At 67.5% G+C, this 26,501-nt stretch carries 24 protein-coding genes; 13 read left to right on the forward strand and 11 right to left on the reverse strand.

Features of this window, described 5'->3' with window-relative positions:
• Window positions 1-10: 10 nt before the first annotated feature.
• The 5 genes from ACAV_RS04630 to metK all read right to left on the reverse strand — a co-directional run bounded on the left by ACAV_RS04630 (window position 11) and on the right by metK (window position 5,776).
• Window positions 11-1,711 carry an NAD+ synthase gene (locus ACAV_RS04630; protein WP_013593415.1) on the reverse strand — a complete coding sequence of 567 codons (1,701 nt, stop codon included), beginning with the start codon at window positions 1,709-1,711 and terminating at the stop codon, window positions 11-13.
• Window positions 1,712-1,759: 48 nt separating this feature from the next.
• Window positions 1,760-2,956: a nicotinate phosphoribosyltransferase gene (pncB, locus tag ACAV_RS04635; protein WP_013593416.1), complete on the reverse strand. Its 1,197-nt coding sequence runs from the start codon at window positions 2,954-2,956 to the stop codon at window positions 1,760-1,762.
• A gap of 54 nt (window positions 2,957-3,010) precedes the next feature.
• On the reverse strand, window positions 3,011-3,877 hold the full coding sequence (locus tag ACAV_RS04640) for a cysteine hydrolase family protein (RefSeq protein ID WP_013593417.1): 867 nt from the start codon (window positions 3,875-3,877) through the stop codon (window positions 3,011-3,013).
• A gap of 257 nt (window positions 3,878-4,134) precedes the next feature.
• Window positions 4,135-4,320 (reverse strand): DUF1328 domain-containing protein, encoded by a 186-nt coding sequence (locus tag ACAV_RS04645; protein ID WP_011794134.1) that lies wholly within the window; start codon window positions 4,318-4,320, stop codon window positions 4,135-4,137.
• A gap of 274 nt (window positions 4,321-4,594) precedes the next feature.
• The gene (metK, locus tag ACAV_RS04650; protein WP_013593418.1) at window positions 4,595-5,776 is read right to left on the reverse strand and encodes a methionine adenosyltransferase; all 1,182 of its coding nucleotides are present in this window, start codon (window positions 5,774-5,776) and stop codon (window positions 4,595-4,597) included.
• 155 nt (window positions 5,777-5,931) lie between these two features.
• Here metK and ACAV_RS04655 point away from each other — a divergent pair, with 155 nt between their 5' ends.
• Window positions 5,932-6,795: a lysophospholipid acyltransferase family protein gene (locus ACAV_RS04655; RefSeq protein WP_013593419.1), complete on the forward strand. Its 864-nt coding sequence runs from the start codon at window positions 5,932-5,934 to the stop codon at window positions 6,793-6,795.
• Window positions 6,792-7,664, forward strand: a complete 873-nt coding sequence (locus ACAV_RS04660; protein ID WP_013593420.1) for a lysophospholipid acyltransferase family protein — start codon at window positions 6,792-6,794, stop codon at window positions 7,662-7,664. Before ACAV_RS04655 ends, ACAV_RS04660 begins: the two co-directional genes overlap by 4 nt.
• Before the next feature lie 43 nt (window positions 7,665-7,707).
• Here the strand turns inward: ACAV_RS04660 and ACAV_RS04665 are convergent, their stop codons facing one another.
• Together ACAV_RS04665 and yihA are read right to left on the reverse strand one after the other, a co-directional pair.
• The gene (locus tag ACAV_RS04665; protein WP_013593421.1) at window positions 7,708-8,628 is read right to left on the reverse strand and encodes an alpha/beta fold hydrolase; all 921 of its coding nucleotides are present in this window, start codon (window positions 8,626-8,628) and stop codon (window positions 7,708-7,710) included.
• A gap of 49 nt (window positions 8,629-8,677) precedes the next feature.
• Window positions 8,678-9,439, reverse strand: a complete 762-nt coding sequence (gene yihA / locus ACAV_RS04670; protein ID WP_013593422.1) for a ribosome biogenesis GTP-binding protein YihA/YsxC — start codon at window positions 9,437-9,439, stop codon at window positions 8,678-8,680.
• Window positions 9,440-9,531: 92 nt separating this feature from the next.
• On the opposite strand from yihA, the gene ACAV_RS04675 reads away from it, so the two are divergent.
• The 5 genes from ACAV_RS04675 to msrQ all read left to right on the forward strand — a co-directional run bounded on the left by ACAV_RS04675 (window position 9,532) and on the right by msrQ (window position 15,669).
• A complete protein-coding gene (locus ACAV_RS04675; protein ID WP_013593423.1) occupies window positions 9,532-10,170 on the forward strand; it encodes a c-type cytochrome in 639 nt (212 codons plus the stop codon).
• A 225-nt stretch (window positions 10,171-10,395) separates the two neighbouring features.
• Window positions 10,396-12,591 carry a cytochrome c biogenesis protein ResB gene (locus tag ACAV_RS04680; RefSeq protein WP_013593424.1) on the forward strand — a complete coding sequence of 732 codons (2,196 nt, stop codon included), beginning with the start codon at window positions 10,396-10,398 and terminating at the stop codon, window positions 12,589-12,591.
• Entirely contained in the window at window positions 12,588-13,922 is a 1,335-nt protein-coding gene (gene ccsB / locus ACAV_RS04685) for a c-type cytochrome biogenesis protein CcsB (RefSeq protein ID WP_013593425.1), read from the forward strand. Before ACAV_RS04680 ends, ccsB begins: the two co-directional genes overlap by 4 nt.
• Window positions 13,923-13,999: 77 nt before the next feature.
• Window positions 14,000-14,995, forward strand: coding sequence for a protein-methionine-sulfoxide reductase catalytic subunit MsrP (gene msrP, locus ACAV_RS04690; protein WP_013593426.1), 996 nt, complete (start codon window positions 14,000-14,002; stop codon window positions 14,993-14,995).
• A 50-nt stretch (window positions 14,996-15,045) separates the two neighbouring features.
• Window positions 15,046-15,669: a protein-methionine-sulfoxide reductase heme-binding subunit MsrQ gene (msrQ, locus tag ACAV_RS04695; protein WP_013593427.1), complete on the forward strand. Its 624-nt coding sequence runs from the start codon at window positions 15,046-15,048 to the stop codon at window positions 15,667-15,669.
• Between the two features lie 33 nt (window positions 15,670-15,702).
• On the opposite strand, the gene ACAV_RS04700 is transcribed toward msrQ, so the two are convergent.
• From ACAV_RS04700 to lptM, 3 genes are all read right to left on the reverse strand, one after another.
• Window positions 15,703-16,539, reverse strand: coding sequence for an oxygen-binding di-iron domain-containing protein (locus ACAV_RS04700; protein ID WP_013593428.1), 837 nt, complete (start codon window positions 16,537-16,539; stop codon window positions 15,703-15,705).
• 76 nt (window positions 16,540-16,615) lie between these two features.
• Window positions 16,616-17,899 (reverse strand): diaminopimelate decarboxylase, encoded by a 1,284-nt coding sequence (gene lysA / locus ACAV_RS04705; protein ID WP_013593429.1) that lies wholly within the window; start codon window positions 17,897-17,899, stop codon window positions 16,616-16,618.
• Window positions 17,896-18,174 (reverse strand): LPS translocon maturation chaperone LptM, encoded by a 279-nt coding sequence (gene lptM, locus ACAV_RS23995; protein ID WP_225976044.1) that lies wholly within the window; start codon window positions 18,172-18,174, stop codon window positions 17,896-17,898. Before lptM ends, lysA begins: the two co-directional genes overlap by 4 nt.
• A 48-nt stretch (window positions 18,175-18,222) precedes the next feature.
• Here lptM and cyaY point away from each other — a divergent pair, with 48 nt between their 5' ends.
• The gene (cyaY, locus tag ACAV_RS04710; protein WP_013593430.1) at window positions 18,223-18,555 is read left to right on the forward strand and encodes an iron donor protein CyaY; all 333 of its coding nucleotides are present in this window, start codon (window positions 18,223-18,225) and stop codon (window positions 18,553-18,555) included.
• 99 nt (window positions 18,556-18,654) lie between these two features.
• Here the strand turns inward: cyaY and ACAV_RS04715 are convergent, their stop codons facing one another.
• Window positions 18,655-21,048: a penicillin-binding protein 1A gene (locus ACAV_RS04715; protein ID WP_013593431.1), complete on the reverse strand. Its 2,394-nt coding sequence runs from the start codon at window positions 21,046-21,048 to the stop codon at window positions 18,655-18,657.
• Window positions 21,049-21,322: 274 nt separating this feature from the next.
• On the opposite strand from ACAV_RS04715, the gene ACAV_RS04720 reads away from it, so the two are divergent.
• Genes ACAV_RS04720 through ACAV_RS04740 form a run of 5 tightly spaced genes read left to right on the forward strand, consistent with a single transcriptional unit; the run spans window position 21,323 to window position 26,382 of the window.
• Complete coding sequence (locus ACAV_RS04720; protein ID WP_013593432.1) at window positions 21,323-22,402, forward strand: pilus assembly protein PilM; 1,080 nt, start codon at window positions 21,323-21,325, stop codon at window positions 22,400-22,402.
• Window positions 22,399-23,013, forward strand: a complete 615-nt coding sequence (locus ACAV_RS04725; protein ID WP_013593433.1) for a PilN domain-containing protein — start codon at window positions 22,399-22,401, stop codon at window positions 23,011-23,013. Before ACAV_RS04720 ends, ACAV_RS04725 begins: the two co-directional genes overlap by 4 nt.
• 2 nt (window positions 23,014-23,015) lie before the next feature.
• Window positions 23,016-23,696: a type IV pilus inner membrane component PilO gene (locus ACAV_RS04730; RefSeq protein WP_174270267.1), complete on the forward strand. Its 681-nt coding sequence runs from the start codon at window positions 23,016-23,018 to the stop codon at window positions 23,694-23,696.
• On the forward strand, window positions 23,693-24,238 hold the full coding sequence (locus ACAV_RS04735; protein ID WP_013593435.1) for a pilus assembly protein PilP: 546 nt from the start codon (window positions 23,693-23,695) through the stop codon (window positions 24,236-24,238). Before ACAV_RS04730 ends, ACAV_RS04735 begins: the two co-directional genes overlap by 4 nt.
• Window positions 24,235-26,382, forward strand: a complete 2,148-nt coding sequence (locus ACAV_RS04740) for a type IV pilus secretin PilQ (RefSeq protein ID WP_013593436.1) — start codon at window positions 24,235-24,237, stop codon at window positions 26,380-26,382. Before ACAV_RS04735 ends, ACAV_RS04740 begins: the two co-directional genes overlap by 4 nt.
• Window positions 26,383-26,501 lie beyond the last annotated feature (119 nt).

Consider the following 26,501-nt stretch of genomic DNA (forward strand, 5'->3'; position numbering starts at 1 on the left):
GCCGGTGCGGTCAGACGTACTTCGCCGCGATCGGCATCTGCCGGCCGTTGCCGAAGGCCTTGGCACGCACGCGCAGGATGGGCGGCGCCTGGCGGCGCTTGTACTCGTTGCGCGCGATCATCCGGCGCACCCGGTTCACCAGCGCGCGGCCGGCCTCGTCGTGCTGCAGGCGGGCGGCGAAGTCGCGCGCGTCGGCATACTCGGCATGCGAGAGGCCTTCGCCTTCGATCAGGAGCTTGAGCACCTGGTCCAGCACCGGATAGGGCGGCAGGCTGTCCACGTCCCGCTGGCCGGGGGCCAGTTCGGCCGACGGCTCCTTGTCGATGATGGCCTGGGGAATCAGTTCGCGGCCGGCGTGCGCGTTGACGTGGCGGGACAGCTCGAACACCTCGGTCTTGTAGAGGTCGCCCAGCAGCCCCAGGCCGCCGTTCGTGTCGCCATAGAGCGTGCAGTAGCCCACCGAAATCTCTGACTTGTTGCCCGTGGTGAGCAGCAGGTGCCCGAAGGCGTTCGAGTACTCCATCAGGATGGTGCCGCGGATGCGTGCCTGCAGGTTCTCCAGCGGCAGCCCTTCGAGCGGCTGGCCGAAGCTGGCCTCGAACTGCGCGGCATAGCCCGCCACGAGGTCCGCGATGGGATGGGTGTGCAGCCGGACGCCGAGGTTGCGGCAGAGCGCCACCGAGTCGTCCACCGACCCGCTGGAGGAAAAGCGCGAGGGCATGGTCACCGCCACCACGTTCTCCGCGCCCATCGCCTCGGCGGCGAGCGCCAGGGTCAGCGCGCTGTCGATGCCGCCCGAACTGCCGACCACCACCTGCCCGAAGCCGCAGCGCCGCGCGTAGTCGCGCAGCCCGAGCACGATCTGCTGGCGGTAGAAGTCCATCGTGGGCAGGCCCTCCCGCGGCACGGGCGGCAGGGCGCCGCCATCCCCGGAGCGGAAGCGCCCATCCTCCAGGCACAGGGTGCGCACGTCCTCGGCGAACCGCGGGGCCTCGAAGACCACGCCCGCCTCCGGCTCTGCCGCGAACGAAGCCCCGTCATAGACGATCTGGTCCTGGCCGCCCACCTGGTTCACATAGACCACCGGCAGGCCGTGGCGCCGCGCGGCGTCGCCGAAGACCTGGTGCCGCACCTCGCGCTTGCCGATGTGGCTGGGGCTGGCATTGATGCTCACCACCAGGTCCGGCGCGGCATCGGCCAGGCGCTGGAAGGGGTTGGTGGCGTAGTCGGCCACGGCGTCGTTCCAGCCGTCCTCGCAGACCAGGAAGCCGATCTGCGCCTGGCCGATGCGCAGTATCCGCGCGACGTCGGGGCCGGGCTCGAAGTGGCGGCGTTCATCGAAGATGTTGTAGGTGGGCAGCAACTGCTTGGCGTAGGTGAGGCGGATCGCCCCGTCCTGCAGCACCAGCAGGCTGTTGTGCAGGCGCTTGCCGGGGCCCTGCGCACGCGTGGGCGTACCCACCACCCAGTGGAGCCCTGGCGTGGCGCGAGAAGCGTCCTGCAGCGCGGCCATGCCGGCATCCACGCGCTCCATGAAACCGGACTCTTCCAGCATGTCTCCGGGGTAGTAGCCGCACAGTGCCAGCTCGGTGAACACCACCAGGTCGGCGCCTGCCTGCGCCGCCTGCCGGGCCGCGTCGGTCATCCGCTGCACGTTGCCTTCGATGTCGCCCACGGTGAGGTTGAGCTGGGCAAGGGTGATACGGAGCATGTCGTTTCCTTGGACGTTGTTGGGGGAAAAGCGAAAGGGCGAGCGTGGTCAGGGCTCGCGCGGCAGGCTGAACACCTGCCGCAGGTAGGCGAGGTAGGTTTCATCGTCGCACAGCGTCTTGCCCGGGCTGTCGGACAGTTTCGCGACCGGCTGGCCATTGGCACGAACGATCTTCATGACGATGTTGAGCGGGCGCGGTCCTAGGTCGTTGCTGAGCTGCGTGCCGATGCCGAAGCCCAGCTGCACGCGGTCGCCGAAGTGGCGGTGGAGCGCCAGGGCGCGCTCCACGTCGAGTCCGTCGGAGAACACCAGCCGCTTGCCGTGCGGGTCGATGCGCAGCCGCGCATAGTGCGTCAGGGCCTTCTCGCCCCATGCGACCGGATCGCCCGAGTCGTGCCGCAGGCCGTCGAAGAGCTTGGCGAAGTACAGGTCGAAATCCGCGAGGAAGGCGTCCATGCCGACGGTGTCGGTGAGCGCTATGCCGAGGTCGCCGCGGTATTCCTGCACCCAGTCCTCCAGCGCCGCCTTCTGGAAATCGCGCAGCCGCACGCCCAGGGCCTGGTAGCTCTGCAGGTATTCATGGGCCATGGTGCCGATGGGCACCAGCTGCAGGTCGCGGGCCAGCAGCACGTTCGACGTGCCCTTGAACCATTGCGATGCCTGCGTGGCGAAGGTCTGCACCACCTCGCGCTGCCAGGCGGCGCTGTAGCGCCGGCGCAGGCCGAAGTCGAACATCTCGAACGGATGGGCGCGCGGCGCCTCCTCTGCCAGTGCCTGCACCCGCGCGATCTTCGCGGCCAGCCGGCGGCGGCCTTCCTGCAGCACATCCGGCCCGCCGCCGAGCCGGCGGAAATACAGCTCGTTCACGATGGCCAGCACGAAGATCTCGAAGCCCATCACATGGACCTGCGGCCCGCGCGCTACGATCGACAACTGCTCCCCTTCCGCCCGCGCCTCGACGAAGGCGCGCTGGAACTGGAAGATGCGCAGGAAATCCACGAAGTCGCTCTTGATGTAGCGCAGCCCGCCGAGGTAGGCCAGTTCGTCCGGGGAGAAGCGCAGGGCACACAGGGCGTCGAGTTCCGCGTTGACCTGCGGAAGCAGTTCCGCGAGCGGGAAGGCCGGTGCGTTGCGGCAGACGAAGCGGTATTCGGCCTGCGTTTGCGGATGGCGGTGCAGCAGCGCCTGCCACATCGTGAACTTGTAGAGGTCGGTGTCCAGCAGGCTCTGGATGATCGGTGCCATGCGTGCGTGCTCCTGGGATGCGGTTGGGGGGATGGAAAGGCCGGGCCGCCCGCGTCAAGCCGCGAAGTCGTCCGAAGCCGCGAGCCGCACGCCCTGTGCGCGCATCGCTTCAAGGAAGGCGCCATGCTGGCTTTCGAAGCCGCGCACCGGGCTCATGCAGTCGGTCAGCAGCACGACGCGCTCCGGCGTCCAGCCCGGCTGCAGGCGCGGCAGGTGCCGCACGATGTGCTCGGTGGTGGCCCGCACGCAGTGGCTGCTGGCCTCACCGGCGATCACCAGGCACTCCGCTGCGCCCAGGCGCTTCAGCAGCGGGACATTGAGCGCGGTCGCCGGGTCCTGCGGGTCGGGCACCTCGGCCTCGATCGCGCTGTAGTGTTCTGTCCAGGGGTTCATGCCCTTGAACACGGCGTGCACGGCCTGTCCGCGCACGGCCTGCCACTGTGCGCAGGCCGCCAGTACCTCGGCATGCACGCCGTGGCCCCAGCTTCCGATCTCGCAGTGCACAGGCCACACCATGAGGGTGTATCGGCCCTGGGCCTCCAGCGCGTCCAGGTACGCCAGCACGCGGGGCAACGCTCCGGCATCGCGCGGCAGGAAGGTGCCGTCGCGCACCTGCGCGGCGGTGATCGGCGTGAAGGGCTGCACCTCCCCACCTTCGCGCGCCGTCCAGAAGAGCGGATGGGCCACGTCGTAGCGCTGGTGCGAATCCAGCGTGACGGTCACGGCATCCAGACGGCTGGCGACACGCCGCACGAACGCGGCCAGCCGCTGCATGTCGGCGTGCGCGCCGGCCACGGGCAGCGAAGGCGCCAGGCGCGTGCCGCTGGCCGGATTGGCGGGACACCAGTCAGTGGGCAGGTCGCAGAAATCGTTCTGCGGATCGATGGCCAGCAGGTGCAGCGGGGCGGAGAGGCAGGTCATGGCTGTGTCCTCGGAAGAAGGTGCGATGAGGCCATTCTAGTTTGTTAGTTTATTTATGCAACTAACTGGCGTGCGGATTGGTAATCAGGTGCAACGCGCGGCTGCCTTCCGAGCGTATGTCCCGGTACGACGTTGGGTCATAAACACGCATGCCCGGTCCGCGCTGTCCCTCGAATGTGGCGAGGGACCATGCGGACCGGGCATGCCGGGCTGGCCGGACCTGGGGCCGCCGTGCGGCCACAGGAGCACCAGGGCGGTTACTTCATCACGCTGCGCGCCGCGCCCACGCCGAGCACGGCCAGCACGATGAAGATGACCGCGACCACGAGGAACAGGAAGAACAGGATCTTGGCGATGCCTGCCGCGCCCGCGGCCACGCCGCTGAAGCCGAGCGCGCCGGCGATGAGGGAGATGATGGCGAAAATGATGGCGTACTTCAGCATGGTGTCGCTCCGTTGACGATGAAGCCGCCGCCGGGCCGGTGAGGGCGCTTTCGGCGTCGGATGCATCGATCATCGCCAGCGGCCGTGCGTGGCGCCGTCGGCACGCCGTGATTGCGGATGTAGGAGCGCGCGCAACGAAAAAGCCGCCGGCCCTGGCGGGGCGGCGGCTTTGCGGAGTGCTGTGAATGGCGGGGCCTTGTGGTCTGCGTTCACATCGCTGCGCGAGATGAACTTCGCCCCGAGGCCGTCGAACCCGCTGAGCGGGTTGCCGGGCTTACATCCCGGCCGCTGCGCGCAGTGCGGCGGCCTTGTCCGTCTTTTCCCAGGTGAACTCGGGCTCCTCGCGGCCGAAGTGGCCGTAGGCGGCCGTCTTCTCGTAGATCGGGCGCAGCAGGTCCAGCATCTGGATGATGCCCTTGGGCCGCAGGTCGAAATGCTCCTGCACCAGCGCGGCGATCTTCTCGTCGGGGATCACGCCCGTGCCTTCGGTATAGACGGTGACGTTGATCGGGCGGGCCACGCCGATGGCGTAGCTCACCTGGATCTGGCACTGGCGCGCCAGGCCCGCGGCGACGATGTTCTTGGCCACGTAGCGCGCCGCGTAGGCGGCCGAGCGGTCCACCTTCGTCGGGTCCTTGCCACTGAAGGCGCCGCCGCCGTGGGGGCAGGCGCCGCCGTAGGTGTCCACGATGATCTTGCGGCCCGTGAGGCCACAGTCGCCTTGCGGGCCGCCGATGACGAAGCGGCCCGTGGGGTTGATCAGGTACTTCGTGTCCTGCAGCCACTCCTTGGGGAGCACGGGCTTGATGATCTCCTCGATCACCGCCTCGATGAAGCTGGCCTTCATCCTGGTGGCTGTCTCGGACTGGTCGGGATGGTGCTGGGTGGAGAGCACCACCGTATCGATGCTGTGGGGCTTGCCGTCCACGTAGCGCATCGTCACCTGGCTTTTGGCGTCGGGGCGCAGGAAGGGCAGGCGGCCGTCCTTGCGCAACTGTGCCTGGCGCTCGACGAGGCGGTGCGCATAGTAGATGGGCGCGGGCATCAGCTCGGGCGTCTCGTCGCAGGCGTAGCCGAACATCAGGCCCTGGTCGCCGGCACCGGTGTTCAGGTGGTCGTCGCTGGCGTGGTCCACGCCCTGGGCGATGTCGTTGCTCTGCTTGTCGTAGGCCACCAGCACCGCGCAACCCTTGTAATCGATGCCGTAGTCGGTGTTGTCGTAGCCGATGCGCTTGATGGTGTCGCGCGCCACCTGGATGTAGTCCACGTGGGCGTTGGTGGTGATCTCTCCGGCCAGCACGACGAGGCCGGTGTTGGTCAGCGTCTCGGCAGCCACGCGGCTGCGGGGGTCTTCGCGGAAGATCGCGTCGAGGATGGCGTCGGAGATCTGGTCCGCCACCTTGTCGGGGTGGCCTTCGGACACCGATTCCGACGTGAAGAGAAAGTCGTTCGCCATTTGAATAAACTCCTGTGCTTTTTGGCATTTTGGGGCGTTGCCCTCAGCCTTGTGGAGCCGTGGCGAACGCTTTAGCAGAGTTGTTTAACGTCGCCCTGCAAGTTGCTCATTTAACTCAGCGACTCCCCCATTCTACCGACACGGATCTGTCACCGATGCCCACTGCGTTCCGCTTCTTCGCCCGATGGCCATTGGCTGCGCTCCACGCCCTGGGCGCCGTGCTGGGCTGGATCGCGTTCCTCGCGTCGCCCACCTACCGCCGCCGCTTCCTCGCCAACGCTTCCCTGGCCGGCTACCCGTTCGCGCGCGTGCGCGGCGCGGTGGCCCATGCGGGCCGCATGGCGGCCGAACTGCCGCGCCTGTGGCTGCATCCCGGGGCGCCGCCGTTCCGCATGGAGGGGGAGTCGCACGTGGAGCAGGCCTGGGCAGCCGGCCGGGGCATCGTCTTCCTCACGCCGCACATCGGCTGCTTCGAGCTGTCCGTGCAGATCGCGGCGCAGCGCTGGTCTTCCGAGCATGGTCCCTTCACCGTCCTCTACCGCCCCGCCCGGCAGGCCTGGCTCGCTGAACTCATGCGCACGGCGCGCGACCGGCCCGGCATCCGGGCGGTGCCCACGGCGCTCTCGGGCGTGCGGCAGATGATCAAGGCGCTGCGCCGCGGCGAGGCCGTGGGCCTGCTGCCCGACCAGGTGCCACCCGAGGGACAGGGCCTGTGGTCGCCGTTCTTCGGCCAGCCGGCCTATACGATGACGCTGGCCGCCCGCCTGGTGCAGCAGACCGGCGCCGCGGTGATCCTGGCACGCTGCGAGCGCCTGCCGCGTGGGCGGGGCTACGTGCTGCACTTCGAACCCCTGGCCGAGCCGCTGTCCTCTTCCCTCGAAACTGCCGTGCTGCAGATCAACCAATCCATGGAACGCACCATCCGACACTCTCCCGACCAATACCTCTGGGGCTACGGGCGCTACAAGCATCCGCGGGCCGAAGCCTCGACGCCAGCCGCGCCGGGAGCGGACGCATGACGGCGGGACGCTTCAATCTCGCCTGCATGCGCGTGCTCGCGCGCCTGCCCCTGCCCGTGCTGCGGGCCCTGGGCTGGGTGCTCGGGCAGGTGATCTACATACTGGCCAGGCCGCGGCGCAAGGTGGCCCTGCGCAACCTCGAGCTGTGCTTTCCACAGGCCAGCGCCGCGCAGCGGAAGGCGTGGGCACGCGAGACCTTCGTGCGCTTCTGCCAGGCCTGGCTGGACCGCAGCTGGCTCTGGATGGCGCCGCAGTCGGTGGTGGAAAAGCGCCTGGAGATCCACGGCGCGCTCGATGAGCTGGATGGCGACACGCCCACGATCATCCTTGCGCCGCATTTCCTGGGCATGGACGCCGCGGGAACCGCGCTCACGCTGCAGACCGACAGGGCCTTCACCTCCATCTTCACGCCGCATCCCGATCCGGACATCGATGCCTGGCTGTTCGCGGGCCGCCAGCGCTTCGGCAATGTACGCATGCTCAACCGGGGCGACGGCGTCAAGCCCATCCTGAGCGGGCTGCGCAAGGGCGGGCTGCTCTACCTGCTGCCGGACATGGATTTCGGGCCCAACGATTCGGTGTTCGTGCCCTTCTACGGCATGTCGGCCGCCACCATCACTTCGCTGTCCCGCTTCGCGCGGCTGGGCCGGGCCAAGGTGGTGCCGCTCATCGGACGCATCACGCCGCGCGGCTACAGCGCGGAAATGATGCCGGCCTGGCAGAACTACCCCACCGACGACATCGAGGCCGACACCGCCCGCATGAACCGCGAACTGCAGCAGTGGATCGACACCATGCCGGGGCAGTATTACTGGGTGCACCGGCGCTTCAAGTCGCGTCCGGCCGGCGAACCGTCGGTCTATCGCTGAAGCCGGCCTGCCGCCGCCGTGTGCCTGGCAGCGGCGGCCGCTGCTAGCGCGTCTCCTTCAGGAAATCCCCGATTTCGCTCGCCACGCGGTCCGGCTGTTCATGCACCAGCCAGTGCGATGCGCCCGGCACCGTGCGCAGCCGCAGCGCCGGCACCCAGCGGTCGAGGCCCTCGAGCAGGCCGGGGCGCAGCGCCGGGTCTTCCAGGCCCCAGAGCACCAGGGTGGGCCGGGTGATGCCGAGCATGTCGTCCGGCAGTTCAATGGCCGCGGCATGCGGCTCGCCTTCGCGCGGCGGGCGCATCGGGCTGGCCCGGTAGTAGTTGCAGGGGCCCGTGAGGCCTTCGTCCCAGGTGGCGCGGTAGCGGCCCCGCAGCTCGGGCGTGAGCCATGCGGGTGCGCTCCCGTCGGGGCGGTCGAAGAATCCGAAGAGCCGGCGGTAGCCATCCTCCGCCAGCAGGGCCTCGGCGTCGGGCCGGCAGAGGAAGTGCATGTATTCGCTGGCCTTCTGCTGCTCCGGGCTGTGCTGCAGTTCCCGCAGGAAGGTGCCGGGATGGGGCGAGTTGACGATCACCAGGCGCTCCAGCAGGCCGGGCCGCTGGTTCGCCAGGTTCCAGGCCACCGCTCCGCCCCAGTCGTGCGCGACCAGGGCGGCGAGCCGGCCGCCGGCTGCGGCAGGGCCGCATTCCGCTTCGATGAGTGCCGCCAGATCCTGAACGAGGTGTCTGGCCCGGTAGGCCTCCACGGCCTGCGGGCTGCTGGAAGGCGCGAACCCGCGCAGGAAGGGCGCCACGCAGCGGTAGCCGCCGTTCTCGGGGCGCGCGAAATGCTCCAGCATCCCGTCCCAGATGAAGGCGCCCTCGGGGAAGCCGTGCAGGAAGACCAAGACCGGGCGTCCGGGCGCGCCGCGCGTGCGGCAGTGCAGGGTGATGCCGTGGGGCAGCGGATGGAGCGTGGTATCGGTCATGTGCGCGGCGGTCCGTGGGGCCACCCGCGCGGGTCGTCCACGCGGGTCGTCAGGGGGTTGCTAAATCCTCGGGGCCGGGCGCGGGAGCGTCAGGTGGCTGCGGGCCCTCCTGCGGCCCGGCCGCTGCGGCCGGCGACGCGCCCAGGGGGTGCGACCATTGCCACAGCAGCTGCGCGACCTCGTCCACGCCCTGCTTCTTGAGGGCGGAGAACATCTTCACCTCCCCGCCGCCCGCCTGCAGTCGCGTGATGGACAGCACCCTGGCCTGCTCGGCGCGCGTGAGCTTGTCGGCCTTGGTGAGCAGCACCAGGAACTTCAGGCCGGCCTCGACGCGCGGCCGCACCGCTTCCAGCAGCGCCTCGTCCAGCTCGGTGAGGCCCAGGCGCGGGTCGCAGAGCAGCACGATGCCCGTGAGGCCCTTGCGGCTCACGAGATAGTTCACCATCACCTGCTGCCAGCGCTGCTTGTCCGAGCGCGATACGGCGGCGTAACCGTACCCGGGCAGGTCGGCCAGCACCGCGTCGGTCACGTTCTGCCGGCCGAGGGCGAACAGGTTGATGTGCTGCGTGCGTCCGGGCTTCTTGGAGGCGAACGCGAGCTGCTTTTGCTGCGTCAGCGTGTTGATGCAGGTGGATTTGCCCGCGTTGGAGCGCCCGACGAAGGCGATCTCGGGGACGTCGATGGGCGGCAGGTGGTGCAGCTGCGCGGCGGTGGTGAGGAAGCGGGCCGTGTGCATCCATCCCACGGCGACCTTGGCGTCGGGTGCGGGCGGAAGCGAGCCAGCAACTGGCGCATGTGATGTAGTCGTCATAAATGGGGGTTAGCAGGGAGACGCCCGCGAAGGGCCGCATTGTAAGATTGACGGGCTTTGCGGCCCCCCTTCTACAACACAGAACCCCCGATATGAAGAAACTGCTTGCTCCCATGCTGATGGCTGCCGCGCTGGCGGTGGCCGCCTTCCCGGCCTCGGCCCAGGCACCCGCGGCGGGACAGAAGGCGGGCAGGCCGGACCTGGCCAAGGGCGAGGCCAGCTTCGCCGCGGTGTGCGCGGCCTGCCATGCGGCCGACGGCAACTCCACCATCGTGGCCAATCCCAAGCTGGCCCAGCAGCACCCCGAATACCTCGTCAAGCAGCTGCAGGAGTTCAAGTCCGGCAAGCGCAGCGACCCGGTGATGCAAGGCATCGCCGCCACGTTGTCGGAAGACGACATGCGCAACATCGCCTGGTGGGCGGCCAGCAAGCAGGCCAAGCCCGGCTTCGCCAAGGACAAGGACCTCGTCGCCCTGGGCGAACGCATCTACCGCGGCGGCATCGCCGACCGCAACATCGCCGCATGCGCGGGCTGCCACAGCCCCAACGGCGCCGGCATCCCGGCCCAGTATCCGCGCCTGTCGGGCCAGCATGCCGACTACACGGCCAAGCAGCTGGCCGCGTTCCGCGACGGCAAGCGCGCCAACAGCGTGCAGATGACCCAGGTCGCCGCCAAGCTCAACGACCGCGAGATCCGCGCCGTGGCGGACTACATCGCCGGCCTGCGCTGACCCCGCCTTCCTCCCCGCGCACCCTGCGGGAATCCCGGGAGCCCCGGCGCTTGATTTGCGTCAAAATCTCCCCGGTTGGCCCCCCGGCCTTCCGGAACCTGCCGCCGATAATCACACCCAAGACGGGCGGGCCCATCTGAACGGATGGCCCGCCTTTTTCCGTTTTCAGGCCCCGCCGCTCCCATCCGTCCCCCTCGCCGCACGCTTTTTCGCCTGTCCGTTTCCATGTCCGACATCGCCCACGGCCATCCGCTTCCGTCCCGCACCGCACCCGCGCGGGCCCTGGTCGAGCTGCTGTCGTCCATGCGTTTCGCCATCTCGCTGCTCACGGTGATCTGCATCGCCTCGGTGATCGGCACCGTGCTCAAGCAGCACGAGCCCGCGGCGAACTACGTGAACCAGTTCGGGCCCTTCTGGGCCGAACTCTTCCTGGCGCTGCGGCTGAATGCCGTGTACAGCGCGTGGTGGTTCCTGCTGATCCTCGCCTTCCTGGTGACCAGCACTTCGCTGTGCATTGCCCGCAATGCGCCGCGCTATCTCGCCGACCTGCGCAGCTACAAGGAAAACGTCCGGGAGCAGAGCCTGAAGGCCTTCCACCACCGCGCGCATGCGGTGCTCGGCGCCGAGACGCCGGAGGCCGCGGCACGGCGCATCGGGGGACTGCTGGCCGGCGGAGGCTGGAAGGTCCGCCTGCAGCAGCGCGACACCTCCGCCGGGCCGGGAACGGGGTGGATGGTGGCCGCCAAGGCCGGGGCCGCCAACAAGATCGGCTACATCGCCGCGCACAGCGCCATCGTGCTCATCTGCCTGGGGGGCCTGCTGGACGGCGACCTGATCGTGCGCGCCCAGATGTGGCTGGGGGGCAAGACGCCATACACCGGCGGGGGAATGGTGTCCGAGGTGGGCGCGGAGCACCGGCTTTCCGAACGCAATCCCACCTTCCGGGGCAATCTGTTCGTGGCCGAGGGCACCCAGTCCGGCACCGCCATCCTGAACCAGTCCGACGGCGTGTTGTTGCAGGAGCTGCCGTTTTCCATCGAACTGAAGAAATTCATCGTGGAGCACTACTCCACGGGCATGCCCAAGCTCTTCGCGAGCGAGATCGTCATCCATGACCGCGCCACCGGCGAAGCCGTGCCCGCCCGCGTGGAGGTGAACCACCCCGCCAGCTACCGGGGGATCGAGATCTACCAGTCGAGCTTCGATGACGGCGGCTCCCTGCTCAAGCTGCGCGCCGTGCCCATGGCGCCGGGCGTGCGGCCATTCGAGGTGGAAGGAACCGTGGGCGGCTCCACGCGCATCGAGCGCGCTGGCACGGGTGCCGAGAAAGATGCGGATGCCGCACAGGCCCTCACGCTGGAATTCACGGGACTGCGCACCATCAACGTCGAGAACTTCGGCGCCGGGGCCGGCGGCTCCGGCGCTGACGTGCGCAAGGTGGACCTGCGGCATTCCATCGAGTCGCGCCTCGGGGCGGGCAACAAGACGTCCACGCCCAAGGAATTGCGCAACGTGGGCCCGAGCGTCACCTACAAGCTGCGCGATGCCGCGGGCCAGGCGCGCGAATTCCACAACTACATGCTGCCGGTGGACACGGGCGACGGCCAGCCCGTGTTCCTGCTGGGAGTGCGCGAGACCCCGGCCGATCCCTTCCGGTTCCTGCGCGTGCCGGTCGATGACCAGGGCCGCATGGACGGCTTCCTGCGCATGCGCATGGCGCTGGCCGACCCTGTACTCCGCGAGCAGGCGGTGCGGCGCTACGTGGCCCATGCGGTGGACGGCTCCCGGCCCGAACTGGCCGATCAGCTCGCGCAGTCCACGCTGCGCGCACTGTCGATCTTCGCCGGCGCGGCGGAGCCCGGCAAGGCCGCCACGGGCAGCCCGCAGCGCGGAGGGCTGCAGGCCATCTCGGAGTTCATGGAGGCGAACGTGCCGCCCGCCGAGCGCGAGCGGGCCGGCGAGGTGCTGATCCGCATCCTGAACGGCGCGCTGTTCGAGCTCGCCCAGCTGACGCGCGAGCGCGCGGGCCTCGCGCCCCTGCCGCAGGACGAGGCCACCCGCGCCTTCATGACGCAGGCCGTGCTGTCGCTGAGCGACGCCCAGGCCTATCCGGCGCCGATGGCGTTCGAGCTGGCGGATTTCAAGCAGGTGCAGGCCAGCGTGTTCCAGGTGGCGCGCGCCCCGGGCAAGAACGTGGTGTACCTGGGCTGCGCGCTGCTGATCCTGGGCGTGTTCGCGATGCTCTACGTGCGCGAGCGGCGCGTGTGGGTGTGGCTGGCGCCGGCCGGGAACGGAGAGGGGGCCGACGCCACCATGGCCCTGTCCACCAACCGCAAGACCATGGACGGCGACCGCGAATTCGCCCGGCTCACCGAGAAACTCATCGGGGCCCGGCCCCACCACGGAGGCATCACCGCATGAACACGGCGACCACCACCATCACCCTGAGCGAAGGTTATTTCGCGCGCCGCAACTGGTTCGACTGGATGTTCGCGGCCATCGTGGCGGCGGGCGGCCTCTATGCCCTGCAGCGCTACGGCGCCTTCATGGACGTGTACGAGAAGGGCATCCTGCTCGGCGCCATCCCGTGCACGGTCTGGCTGGGGTGGTTCTGGCGGCCGCTGCGCACGCTGATGCTGGCGGTGGCGGCCTTCGCCTTGCTGGCCATCGGCCTCTACCAGCAGGACGGCGCGGGCAGCCTGGCGCGCGCAGACACGGTCTTCGGCCTCAAGTACTTTCTCTCCAGCCAGTCCGCCATCCTCTGGATGAGCATGCTGTTCTTCATCAGCACCGTCTTCTACTGGCTGGGCATGTTCGCCCGCGGCGAGCGCGGCACGCTCTCCCTGCTGGGCTCGCGCATCGCCTGGGTGGCGATCGCCATGGCGCTGACCGGCACGCTGGTGCGCTGGTACGAGAGCTACCTCATCGGGCCGGACATCGGCCACATTCCCGTGAGCAACCTCTACGAGGTCTTCGTGCTGTTCTGCTGGATGACGGCCGCGTTCTACCTCTATTACGAGGAGCAGTACGCGACGCGCGCGCTCGGCGGCTTCGTCATGCTGGTGGTGAGTGCCGCCGTGGGTTTCCTGCTCTGGTACACCGTCGTGCGGGAGGCCCACGAGATCCAGCCCCTGGTGCCGGCCTTGAAGAGCTGGTGGATGAAGCTGCACGTGCCCGCCAACTTCATCGGCTACGGCACCTTCGCGCTCGCCGCCATGGTGGCCTTCGCCTATCTCATCAAGCAGCAGGCCGGCGAGACGCGCTGGTGGAAGCTCGCGCCGCTGTGGATGCTCGGCGTGGTGCTGTGCTTCGAGCCCATCGTGTTCCGCCAGGGCGCTGCCGAGAACGGCGGCAGCTACTGGATGGTGTATTTCGGCATCTCCGCGCTCATCGTCGCCGGCATCCTCCTGGGCCGCCGGCGCATCGCCGAGAGGCTGCCGTCCTTCGAGGTGCTCGACGACGTGATGTACAAGGCCATCGCGGTGGGCTTCGCCTTTTTCACCATCGCCACCGTGCTGGGCGCTCTCTGGGCGGCCGAGGCCTGGGGCGGCTACTGGAGCTGGGACCCGAAGGAGACCTGGGCGCTCATTGTCTGGCTCAACTATGCGGCCTGGCTGCACATGCGGCTGATGAAGGGGCTGCGCGGCACGGTATCGGCCTGGTGGGCGCTGGTGGGCCTCGGGGTCACCACCTTCGCTTTCCTGGGCGTCAACATGTGGCTTTCCGGGCTGCACAGCTATGGAACGTTGTAACGCGGGATGAATCCTTCGGAGGGTTCGGCGCGTATAACCGGGGTACTTCCCCCAGGGCGCCCCACCGAGGACCATCCATGCTCATCCGTAACCACGACGACGGCTTTCTCCACCCCGCCGGCAGCGAGATCACTCCCCGCGCGCTTTACGAGGGACGCCGCGACCTCATGAAGCTGATGGCCGCGGGCGCGGCCGGTGCGGCCCTGGCCACCTGGGCTGGCCGGGAAGCCCTGGCCCAGACGGCGCGCCCGGGCAAGCTGGCGGCCCTGCCGTCCGTGCCCAGCAAGGTAGCGGGCGCCACCACCATCGAGAAGCTGACCGACTACAAGGACGCCAGCACCTACAACAACTTCTATGAATTCGGCGTGGACAAGAGCGATCCCGCGCGCAATGCCCATACCCTGAAGACCTCGCCCTGGACGGTAGAGGTCGAGGGCCTTGTCAACAAGCCCGGCAAGTTCACCCTCGAGGACCTGCTCAAGCTTAGCCCCCAGGAAGAGCGCATCTACCGCTTGCGCTGCGTCGAGGGCTGGTCGATGGTCATTCCCTGGGTGGGCTATTCGCTGGCCGAACTCATCAAGCGCGTCGAGCCCCAGGGCAGTGCCAAGTACGTCGAGTTCGTGACCCTGGCCGACAAGAAGACCATGCCCTACGTGGACCGGCCCGTGCTCGACTGGCCCTACACGGAGGGCCTGCGCATGGACGAGGCCATGCACCCCCTGACGCTGCTGGCCTTCGGCATGTACGGCGAGGTGCTTCCCAACCAGAACGGCGCGCCCGTGCGCCTCGTGGTGCCCTGGAAGTACGGCTTCAAGAGCGCCAAGAGCCTTGTCAAGATCCGTTTCGTCGAGAAGGAGCCCGGCACGGCCTGGAACAAGGCGGCGAAGCAGGAGTACGGCTTCTATTCCAACGTGAACCCCAACGTGGACCATCCGCGCTGGAGCCAGGCGACGGAACGCCGCATCGGCGAGGACGGCCTGTTCGCCAAGAAGCGCAAGACGCTGATGTTCAACGGCTACGAAGCGCAGGTCGGCCAGCTGTACGCAGGCATGGATCTCAAGAAGTTTTATTGAGCCCGCTGCGGCAGCCGCTGTCGCCGGCTCCCTGCTTCCTGCCACCTTCCATGAAGAAACTGTTGCTGCACCCCGCCGCCAAGCCGGTGGTCTTCGCGATCTGCCTGCTGCCTTTCGCCTGGCTGGTGTATGGCGTGTTCGCCGATCGCCTGGGCCCCAATCCTGCCGAAACGCTCATCCGTGCGTCGGGCGACTGGGCCTTGCGCGGACTGTGGATCGCGCTGGCGGTGACGCCGCTGCGCCTGCTCACCGGCACGCCGGCACTGGCGCGGTTCCGCCGCATGCTCGGGCTGTTCGCCTTTTTCTATGCGCTCCTGCACTTGCTGTGCTACGCCTGGCTGGACATGGGGTTCGACATTCCGGAAATTGCGCGCGACATCGCCAAGCGCCCCTTCATCCTCGTGGGCATGCTCACCTTCGCACTGCTGCTGGTGCTCGCGGCCACCTCGTTCAACCGGGCCATCCGCTGGCTGGGTGGCAAGCGCTGGCAGGCGCTGCACCGCGCCGTGTACGTGGCTTCTGTTCTGGCGCTGCTGCATTTCTTCTGGATGCGGGCGGGCAAGAACTTCTTCGGCGAAGTCGCCATCTACGCGGCCATCCTGGCCGTGCTGCTGGGATGGCGCATCGGGAAGGCGTTGCGCGGCGCGCGTGCTGCCAGGGCGGTGGCGTCCTGATTCGGGGCCAGGCAGGGAAGGCAGTGCCGGCTCTCAGGCCCGCACTGCCTGCAGCGACGGTCGCACCTGCCGGGTGGCCGGATCGATGAGCGCCGTGGGCAACTGGTAGGCACGATCGTCGAACAGGTCGATGCCGCACTGCAGGTTCTCGATCCAGTCGAAGAAGTCAGCGATCGCCTGCCGGCCCATGATGGGTGCGCCGTGCTGCGGCACCAGCATGGCGATGTCGAGCTGGCGGGCCATGCGCGTCCACAGACGCAGGATCTTGTTGGACACCATGTACCGGCGGTGGAAGCCCTCCATGCGCGGGATGTGCGGGCGCAGGTCGGTGACCGGCGTGCGCGCCTCGGCCCCCGAGGTCATCGAGACTCCCAGGTCGCCCGTGAAGAGGATCTTGCTCACCGGGTCGTAGAAATGGAAGTTGCCCTCGGAATGCATGAAGTGCGCGGGCAGCAGCACCAGTTCGTGGCGGCCCAGCGGCAGGTGACCGCCGGCGTCGGGCACGCCGATCACGCGGTTCTCGGTCTTGCCCACCTTGGTGAAGTGCGGCGCGAACCGCTCCCAGATGCGCGAAATCACCAGCGTGGCCTTCGTGCTGGTCATCCACCGGTCGAGCGAGGCGATGATGTCCGGATCGGCGTGCGAGGCGATGAGGTAGGAGAGCTTGTGCGGGGCGAAGTGCTTGCTCATGCCCATGAACAGCTCGTTGAAGGCCAGGTTGCCGCCCGGATCGATGATCGCCCCGGTGTCCCCGTCCACGATGAGGAACTGGTTGGCCTGCACCGCCTGCCCGTCCTCCTCGATGAGGTCGGAGAACATCAGGCACGCGTGGTGCTTGTCTCGATACAGTTCCAGTGGTTCCGATGCCATGGCGTCCCGTCCGTCGTGAAACGGCCAATGTACGGACACCGGCCCGGCGGGAGCTTGATGCGCATCAAGCGAACGTTCAGCCGGGCAGTTTCTCGTGGCGGAACGTGTCTTCCAACGGCTCGCGCACGCGGATCAGGTGGGCCTGTCCGCCGTCCACCAGCACTTCGGCGGGCCGTGCACGGGTGTTGTAGTTGCTGCCCATGGAGCTGCAATAGGCCCCCGCGGACAGCACGGCCAGCCGGTCGCCGGACCGCACGGCCAGAGTCCGGTCCCGGCCGATCCAGTCGCCGCTCTCGCACACCGGGCCGACCACGTCGTACACGGCGGGTGCCGCGCCAGGGGCAGGCGCGGCCACCGGCACGATGCCATGGAACGCCTGGTACATCGCCGGGCGGGGCAGGTCGTTCATCGCGGCATCGACGATGCAGAAGTTCTTCTGCTCGCCCGGCTTCACGTAGAGCACCTCGGTCAGGCAGACGCCCGCATTGCCCACGAGGGAGCGTCCGGGCTCGATCATGAACTGCCGGTCGCCGTAGCCGCGTGCGTCGAGGCGCGCGAGCAACTGCGTCCACAGCGCATCCGCCGCGGGCGGCGTGTCGCCGTTGTAGTCGATGCCCAGGCCGCCACCGAAATCGATGTGGTGGATGGGAATGCCGGCCGACTCGATCTGCGCGACCAGGTCGAGCATGCGGTCCACGGCGTCGAGGTACGGCGTGGCCTCGGTGATCTGCGAGCCGATGTGGCAATCGATGCCCACCACCTGCAGGCCCGGCAGGGCTGCGGCGCGCTGGTAAGTGGCCACCGTGCGCTCGTGGGCCACGCCGAACTTGTTGCCCTTGAGACCGGTGGAGATGTAGGGATGGGTCTTCGGATCCACGTTGGGATTCACGCGGATGCTCACCGGCGCGCGCCGGCCGCAGGCCATCGCGACTTCGCTCAGCACCTCGAGTTCGGGCTCGCTCTCGACGTTGAAGCAGCCGATGCCGGCTTCGAGGGCCTCGCGCATCTCCTGGCGCGTCTTGCCCACGCCCGAGAAGATCACCTTGCCTGCCTCGCCTCCCGCCGCCAGCACGCGCCGGAGCTCGCCCGCGGAAACGATGTCGAAGCCGCAGCCGGCCCGCGCGAACAGCTGCAGCACGGCCAGGGAGGAGTTGGCCTTCATGGCATAGCAGATCTGCACCTTGCGGCCCGCGAAGCCCCGCTGGTAGGCCTCCAGGGCCGAGAGCATGGACGCCCTGGAATAGACGTAGAGCGGAGTGCCGAGCTCCTGCGCCAGGTCGGCGGCACGCACGGATTCGATGAAAAGGTCGTCGCCCCGGTAGGCGATGTGGGGGTGCCCGGGCAGTGCGTTCAGCGTCATGGAGTGGTGGGGGCGGAGGCAGGAGAGGACGCCGGGGAGGGCGCGGGCGATGCGGCAGGCGATGGTGTGGGCGCCGCCGAAGCCGGTATCGCCGGCTCTGCGGGTACCAGGGACGGCGCCGGGATCGGCGAGGGCGTCGGTGCGTCGCGCATGGGGTCGAGCGTCTGCGGCAGCGTGGCACGCTGGCTGGCCGCGGGGTCGCCCGGCAGGTAGAGCGGGCCGCGCTGCCCGCAGCCCGTCAGCGCGGCAACCGTACAGGCAGCAAGGACGGACACGCTGACTAGAATTTGGGAAGCTCTCAACATCCGCAAATTGTAGAAGTAATGACCGACCTCGAATTCCTGGACCATGCCGAGAAACTGCTGCTGGCGGTGGAGCAGGGCTGCGACCGCATCAACGACACCACCGATGCCGACCTGGACGCCCAGCGCTCGGGCGGCATGGTGACCATCACCTTCCCCAACCGCAGCCAGATCGTCATCAACCTGCAGAAACCGTTGCACGAGATCTGGATGGCGGCGCAGTCGGGCGGCTACCACTACCGGCTGGAGGAGGGCGCCTGGAAGGACACCAAAGGCGCAGGCGAGTTCTTCGAGGCCCTGAGCCGGGACGCGTCCCGGCAGGCGGGCATGCCGCTGTCGTTCTCCGCGGCCTGAGCGCCGGCCGTTTTCCCAGGAGGCTTCCCCAGTAAAAAAGGCACCGCGGCCGAAGCCGCGGTGCCTCCGTCGCCGCCCCGCGCTGCGCGCGCGAGGGGTTCAGTTCCTGAACAGGTCCAGGATGCGGTTGCGCTCTTCCGCCGGGGGCGGTGCCTGCGGCGGCGCGCCCGGCACCGCGGCGGCGGGATGGTCTTCCATGCCCACGCTCGCCACGCCGGCATTGCGGGCGAATTCCTCGTAGAACCATTCGCCGCCGACGTTCACCACGCCCGGCGGCACCGTCGGTTCGGCCACGGGCACTCCCTTCAGTGCACGTTCCATGAAGCTGATCCAGACGGGCAGGCTCAGGCCGCCGCCGGTTTCCCGGCTGCCCAGGTTGCGCGGGGTGTCGTAGCCGATCCAGGTGACCGCCGCGATGGTGGGCTGGAAGCCTGCGAACCACGCATCCATGGCATCGTTGGTCGTACCGGTCTTGCCGTAGATGTCGGGGCGCTTGAGCGTCGCCTGCGCGCGGGCGGCCGTGCCCGAACGCGTCACTTCCTGCAGCAGGCTATCCATCACGAATGCGTTGCGGGCCTCGATGGCGCGCGGGTTGTCGGTGGTCGCCGGCGGCTCGAAGTTGGACAGGATGCGGCCCTTGTGGTCGGTCACGCGGGTGATGAGGTAGGGGTTCACGCGGTAGCCGCCGTTGGCGAACACCGAGTAAGCGGACACCATCTGCATGGGCGTCACGGAGCCGGCGCCCAGCGCCATCGTCAGGTAGGCGGGGTGCTTGTCTGCATCGAAACCGAAGCGCGTGATCCAGTCCTGCGCGGTCTTCGGGCCGACGGCCTGGAGGATGCGGATGGACACGACGTTCTTGGACTTGGCCAGCGCCGTGCGCAGCGTCATGGGGCCGTCGTACTTGCCGTCGTAGTTCTTCGGCTCCCAGGGCTGGCCGCCCGTGGTGCCGGCGCTGAAGAACAGCGGGGCGTCGTTCACCACCGTCGCGGGCGTGAAGCCCTTCTCGAGCGCGGCCGAGTAGATGAAGGGCTTGAAGCTGGAGCCCGGCTGGCGCCACGCCTGGGTGACGTGGTTGAACTTGTTCTTGTCGAAGTCGAAGCCGCCCACGAGTGCCTTGATCGCGCCGTTGCGGGGATCGACGGCGACGAAGGCGCCCTCCACCTCGGGCAGCTGCGTGATGTCCCAGGTCTTCTTCGGCGTCTGGATGATGCGGATCACCGCGCCGCGGCGGATGCGGATATTGGGAGGTGCCTTGTCACTGAGCCCCGACTGCGCGGGCTTGAGCCCGTCGCCGGTGATCTCGATGGGCTCGCCGTTGGCGCGCGCCGCCACGATCTTCTTCGGGGATGCCTCCAGCACCACGGCCGACAGCACGTCTCCGTTGTCCGGATGGCTCGCGAGCGTGTCGTCGATGACGTCCTCGGCCTCCTGGGCATCTGTGGGCAGGGCGACGAATTTCTCCGGCCCGCGGTAATGCTGGCGGCGCTCGTAGTCCATGATGCCCTTGCGCAATGCCTGGTACGCGGATTCCTGGTCGCCCGCCGTGAGGGTGGTATAGACATTCAGGCCGCGCGTATAGGCCTCGGCGCCATATTGCGCAAAGATGAGCTGGCGTGCCATCTCGGCCACGTATTCGGCATGGATGCGGGTGTTGTCCGGGCCGCCGGGACGGATCTTCAGGTCTTCCTGCTTGGCGGCCGCACCTTCCTCGGCCGTGATGAAGCCGTTCTCCACCATGCGGTCGATGATGTAGAGCTGGCGCACGCGGGCGCGCTTGGGATTGCTGATGGGGTTGTATGCGGACGGCGCCTTGGGCAGGCCCGCCAGCATCGCCGCCTCGGCAATGCTGATGGATTTCAACGGTTTTCCGAAATAGGCTTCGGATGCCGCGGCGAAACCGTATGCCCTGTTGCCCAGATAAATCTGGTTCATGTAAATCTCGAGAATCTGATTTTTGGTCAGCAGATGCTCGAGTTTGAATGTTAGTAATATTTCGTAAATTTTGCGTGTGATTGTTTTCTCTGACGAGAGATAAACATTGCGCGCCACCTGCATGGTGATGGTGGAGGCGCCCTGGCTCTTCACGCGGCCCAGGTTGGCCAGGCCTGCGCGGACCATGCCCTTGTAGTCGACTCCGCCATGCTGGAAGAAGCGGGCGTCCTCGATGGCCAGCACCGCATTGGTCATGACTTTCGGGATGTCCTGGATGGGCGTGAGGTTGCGGCGCTCTTCGCCGAACTCACCGAGCAGCGCCCCTTCGGCGGAATAGACGCGCAAGGGCAGCTTGGGTCGGTAGTCGGCCAGGTCGGAGATGTCCGGCAGGTTGGGGTAGGCCACCGCCAGCGCGACGGCGATCAGCAGGCCCAGGCCCAGTGCGCCCGCGGCCGCGATCCCGAAGAGCCAGGCCAGGCTCCTGAGCAGCCAGCGGAGCCACGTGGGACGGGCGGAAGCGCTCTCGCGAGCGGTCTTGTCGTTCGGGGGAGGCGGCATATCTGTCCAGTGCAAATCAACCGGGCATTATAAAAAATCGGGCGTTGCATCAACTTTTTTTCAGGGCGGGCCGCCCCTGCCGCGGCCGACGTGGCGGTGCTTGCGGCCACGTGCATTTAACGCACTGCAACAGGCCGAAAACCGTCTGCTTTTGACAACGTAACGGCGGCTTCGGCGGCGGGAAACGCTTTGCCGCCCCGCAACCTTACTGCTAGCATTCATGTGAAGTGTTAAGTTTTGTTGCGTCAATAAGGCGAGTTACAGGGGGCCAATCTTGATCTCTTTGGGATCTTTGTTCAGTCGCCAGGCTGCGCCGCTGCTGGGCATCGACATCAGCTCCTCCAGCGTCAAGCTGGTGGAGCTCGGGCGCGACAAGGCAGGGGGGCTGGTACTGGAACGTTGTGCGATCGAGCCCCTGGAGCGGGGCTGGATCAGCGACGGCAACATCGAAAAATTCGACGAAGTCGCCGAGGCCCTGCGCCGCCTGGTGAAGAAGAGCGGCACGCGCACGCGCAACGTGGCGCTCGCGCTGCCGCCTTCGGCCGTCATCACCAAGCGCATCACCCTGCCGGGCGGCATGACGGAGCAGGAGCTCGAGGTCCAGGTCGAGTCCGAAGCCAACCAGTACATCCCGTTCTCCCTCGACGAGGTGAGCCTCGATTTCTGCGTCATCGGCCCCAACAAGAACGCGCCGGGCGACGTGGACGTGCTGATCGCAGCCTCGCGGCGCGAGAAGGTGCAGGACCGGCAGGGGCTGGCCGAGGCCGCCGGGCTGAAGCCGGTCATCGTCGATATCGAATCCCACGCGTCCCGGCTTGCCGCGGGACGGCTCATCGAGGCCCTGCCACAGCAGGGCAAGGACGCGCTCGTGGCGCTGTTCGAGGTGGGCGCGCTCACGACGAGCATGCAGGTCATACGCAATGAAGAGGTCCTCTACGACAGGGACCAGGCCTTCGGCGGCGCGCAGCTGACCCAGCTCATCGTGCGGCAATACGGTTTTTCCGCCGAGGAAGCGGAGAGCAAGAAACGCAGCGGCGACCTGCCGGAGGACTATGCCTCGGCCGTCCTCCGCCCGTTCGTGGAAAGCATGGCTCAGGAAATCGGCCGTGCATTGCAGTTCTTCTTCACGAGTACGCCCTACAACCGGGTGGATCACATCATGCTGGCCGGCGGCTCCGCGCCTTTGCCCGGCCTGACGGAAGCCGTCACGCAGCACTCGGGCTGCGCCTGCACTGCCATCAATCCCTTTGAGGGCATGGAGATCGGAAGTTCCGTCCGTCTCAAGAAGATGGTGCGCGAGGCGCCTTCCTACCTGACTTCGTGCGGGCTCGCCATGCGGAGGTTCCTCCAGTGATTCTCATCAACCTGCTGCCCCACCGCGAGGCAGCCCGGAAGCGCCGCAAGGAAGCCTTCCAGGTGGCGATGTTCGCGTCGTTCCTGGCAGGCCTCGCGATTGCCGCCATCGTCTATTGGTGGTTCCAGATGATGATCGGCGAGCAGCAGGGGCGCAATGCCTTCCTGCAGTCCGAGATCCAGGTCCTCGAGGGGCAGATCAAGGAAATCGCCACCATCGAGGAGGAAATCGCCGCCCTGCGCGCGCGCCAGAAGGCGGTGGAGGATCTCCAGTCCGACCGCAACCTGCCCGTCCACCTGCTCTCGGAGCTGGTGCGGCAACTGCCTGACGGTGTCTACATCACGAGCCTGAAGCAGGCGGACCAGGTCATCACCATGCAGGGCATGGCGCAATCGAACGAGCGGGTCTCGGAAATGCTGCGCAACCTGGCGGACAACACGCCGTGGTTCTCCAAGCCCGAGCTGGTGGAGATCGTGGCGGCGAACGTGGCGCTGAGCCCCCGGGACCAGCGCCGGGTGGCTTCGTTCAACGTGCGTTTCCGGCTCATGCGGACCAGCGAGGCGCAGAAGGCCATGGATGGCGCGAGCGCGCCGCGCGCGGCGGGGGGATGAGGATGGCGACAAGAAAAAAGGCATCGGTGGATTTCGGCGCGCTGCAGGACAGCCTGCAGCGGCAATTCAGGAACCTGGATCCGAAAGACCCCTCCCTCTGGCCGCCCCTGCCCCGGCTGCTGCTGTGCGTCTTCATCGCCGTGGCCGTGGCTGCGTTCCTGTGGTTCTTCAAGATCAACGAATACCAGGACGAGCTCGAAGCCGAGCGTGCGAAGGAGGTCAGCCTGCGGGAGGACTACCAGCGCAAGCTCGTCAAGGCGGTGAGCCTGGATGCCCTGAAGAAACAGCGCGAGCAGGTGCAGCAGTACGTGATCCAGCTGGAGAAGCAACTGCCCAGCAAGGCCGAGATGGCCGCGCTGCTGTCGGACATCAACCAGGCCGGCCTGGGACGGAGCCTGCAGTTCGAACTGTTCCGGCCGGGGCAGGTGGTGGTGCGCGACTATTACGCGGAGCTGCCCATCGCCATCCGGGTCACGGGCAGGTACCACGACATCGGCGCCTTCGCGGCGGACATCGCCAATCTTTCCCGCATCGTCACGCTGAACAACATTTCGCTGTCGCCCGCGACAGCGAAGGACGCGCCGGCCGGCACGCTGTCCATGGAGGCCACGGCGCGCACGTTCCGCTACCTGGACCCTGACGAGATCCAGGCCCAGCGCAAGGCTGCCGGAGGAAAGAAATGAAGCGGCATCTTCCGTATGCGCTGGCCGCGTTCGCGGTGGCGGCGTTGCAGGGCTGCGGCTCCTCCAACGAGGACGAACTGCGCGAGTGGATGGCGCAACTGCGCGCCACGACCCGCCCGCACGTCACGCCCCTGAGCGAGCCCAAGCGGTTCCAGCCCGAGAACTACGTCGTCGATGGAGCCGCCGATCCGTTCAACCAGGCCAAGCTGACGCAGGCATTGCGCCGGGATTCCGCGCAGGTGGCCTCCAACGCGACGCTGATAGCGCCCGAGATGGCCCGCCGCAAGGAGCCTCTGGAGGCCTATCCGCTGGATGCCATGGCCATGGTCGGAAGCCTGAACAAGAACGGTGTTCCCACGGCCCTCCTGAAGGTGGACAACCTGATCTACCAGGTGCGCGTGGGCAATTACCTGGGGCAGAACTACGGAAAGATCACCCGGATCACCGAGACGGCGATTCAGCTGCGTGAAATAGTCCAGGACGCCACGGGCGACTGGATAGAGCGTCCTGCGACGCTGGATCTCCAAGAGGGGAAGAAATGATTCGAACGAAATGGTTTGGTTTTCGCTGCCGGGCGGCCTTGCTGGCTGCCGCAGCCACGTTCTGCAGCACCTGGGCCCATGCGCAGGCTGCGATCGAGTCGGTCAAGGGCGTGATGCAGGGTGGCACGGAAATGGTCCGCATCGAGCTGTCGCAGCCGCTCGGCGCCGTGCCTTCGGGCTTCGCGATCCAGGCGCCCGCCCGCATCGCGCTGGACTTCCCCAACACCACCAACGGTACGGGCAAGTCGCTGGTCGAGGTGAACCAGGGCAACCTGAAGTCGGTGAACATCGTCCAGGCAGGCGACCGTTCGCGGGTGGTCCTCAACCTGAAGCAACCGACGTCCTACAAGGCGGAAGTGCAGGGTTCCGCCCTCATGGTGTCGCTGGAGCCGGTGTCCGGCGGGGCCGTGGCCAGTGCGGCCGCTCCTGCGGTGTTCGCCGAGAACCGCAACACCGACGTGCTCCCGCTGCGCGACGTGGACTTCCGCCGCGGCACCGATGGCGCCGGCCGGGTCATCGTCGGCCTGGCCAACAACCAGGTGGGCGTGGACCTGCGCAAGCAAGGCAACAACCTGGTGGTGGAATTCCTCAAGTCCTCGCTGCCCGAGGGGCTGCGCAGGCGCCTGGACGTCACGGACTTCGGCACGCCCGTGCGCACCGTGACCACCACCGCCCAGGGCGAGCGCGTGCGCATGACGATCGAGCCCATCGGGGAATGGGAGCACAGCGCCTACCAGAGCGACAACCAGTTCGTGGTCGAGGTCCGGCAGAAGAAGGTCGACCTGAACAAGCTGAGCCAGGGCCCGGGGTTCAGCGGCGAGAAGCTGTCGCTCAACTTCCAGAACATCGAAGTGCGCTCGCTGCTGCAGGTGATCGCGGACTTCACCAATTTCAACATCGTCACGTCCGACACGGTGACCGGCGCCCTCACGCTCCGGCTCAAGGATGTCCCGTGGGACCAGGCGCTGCAGATCATCATGGATGCCAAGGGCCTGGGCATGCGCAAGTCCGGCACCGTGCTGTGGATCGCCCCGAAGGACGAGATCGACGCCCGCACGAAGAAGGACTATGAGGCGGCGCTGGCCATCCAGAAGCTCGAACCGCTGCGCACGCAGGCCTTCCAGCTCAACTACGCCAAGGCGGCCGACATGGTGGCCCAACTGGCAAACAACAGCACCGGCAGCACCGGCACGTCCACGCGCTTCCTGTCCGAGCGCGGCAGCGCGATCGCCGAACCCCGCACCAACCAGCTCTTCGTCACCGATACGCCAGCCAAGCTGGAAGAGGTGCGCCAGTTGCTCAGCACGCTGGACGTGGCCGTGCGCCAGGTGATGATCGAGGCGCGCATCGTCGAGGCGCGCGACACCTTCGGCCGTTCCCTGGGCGTGCGCCTGGGCGGCGCCGACCTGCGGGCCAACCGCGGGGGAGACGGCGGCTACAGCGTGGGCGGCAACAACCGCCTCGCGATCGGCACCAGCTACAACAACGCCGTCGCATCGAGCGGCGGAGGCGGAACGGTGGCGACGGGTTCGGATGCCGCCGGTTCCACCTTCGTGAACCTGCCGGCCGCGCTCTCCTCGGGTGCCAGTTTCGGCAACTTCGCACTGACACTCTTCAACTCCGCCGCGAACCGCTTCCTGACCCTGGAGCTGTCCGCCATGGAAGCCGACGGCCAGGGCAAGGTGGTGTCGAGCCCGCGCCTCATCACGGCGGACCAGACCAAGGCCCTCATCGAGCAGGGTACCGAATACCCGTACTCGGTGACGGCACCCAACGGCGCGACCACCATCGCCTTCAAGAAGGCGGTGCTGAAGCTGGAGGTCACGCCCCAGATCACGCCCGAGGGCAACATCATCCTCGACCTGGATGTGAACAAGGACAGCAAGGGAGAGACGACCACGCAGGGCGTCGCCATCGACACGAACCACGTCAAGACGCAGGTTCTGGTCGAGAACGGCGGGACCGTGGTGATCGGCGGGATCTTCCGGTTGGAGGAAACCAACCAGGAAAACAAGATCCCCCTGCTGGGAGACGTGCCGGTCGTCGGCAACCTCTTCAAAAACAGGACCCGTGAGTCCACCAAGCGCGAGATGCTGGTGTTCATCACGCCGAAGGTGATTTCGGACAAAGGTCCGGTCCGTTAAAAGCAAACGAAGGTGAACGAATGAAAGCATTGATGAGAGCCATCGCGGTAACGCTGGCTGCCACGCTCGCAGCGTGTGGAGGAGGTGGTGGGAGCGGCGGCAGCAGCGGTAGCGGCGGC

The organism is Paracidovorax avenae ATCC 19860, assembly GCF_000176855.2.
In the GTDB taxonomy this organism is placed as follows: Bacteria; Pseudomonadota; Gammaproteobacteria; order Burkholderiales; family Burkholderiaceae_C; genus Paracidovorax; species Paracidovorax avenae.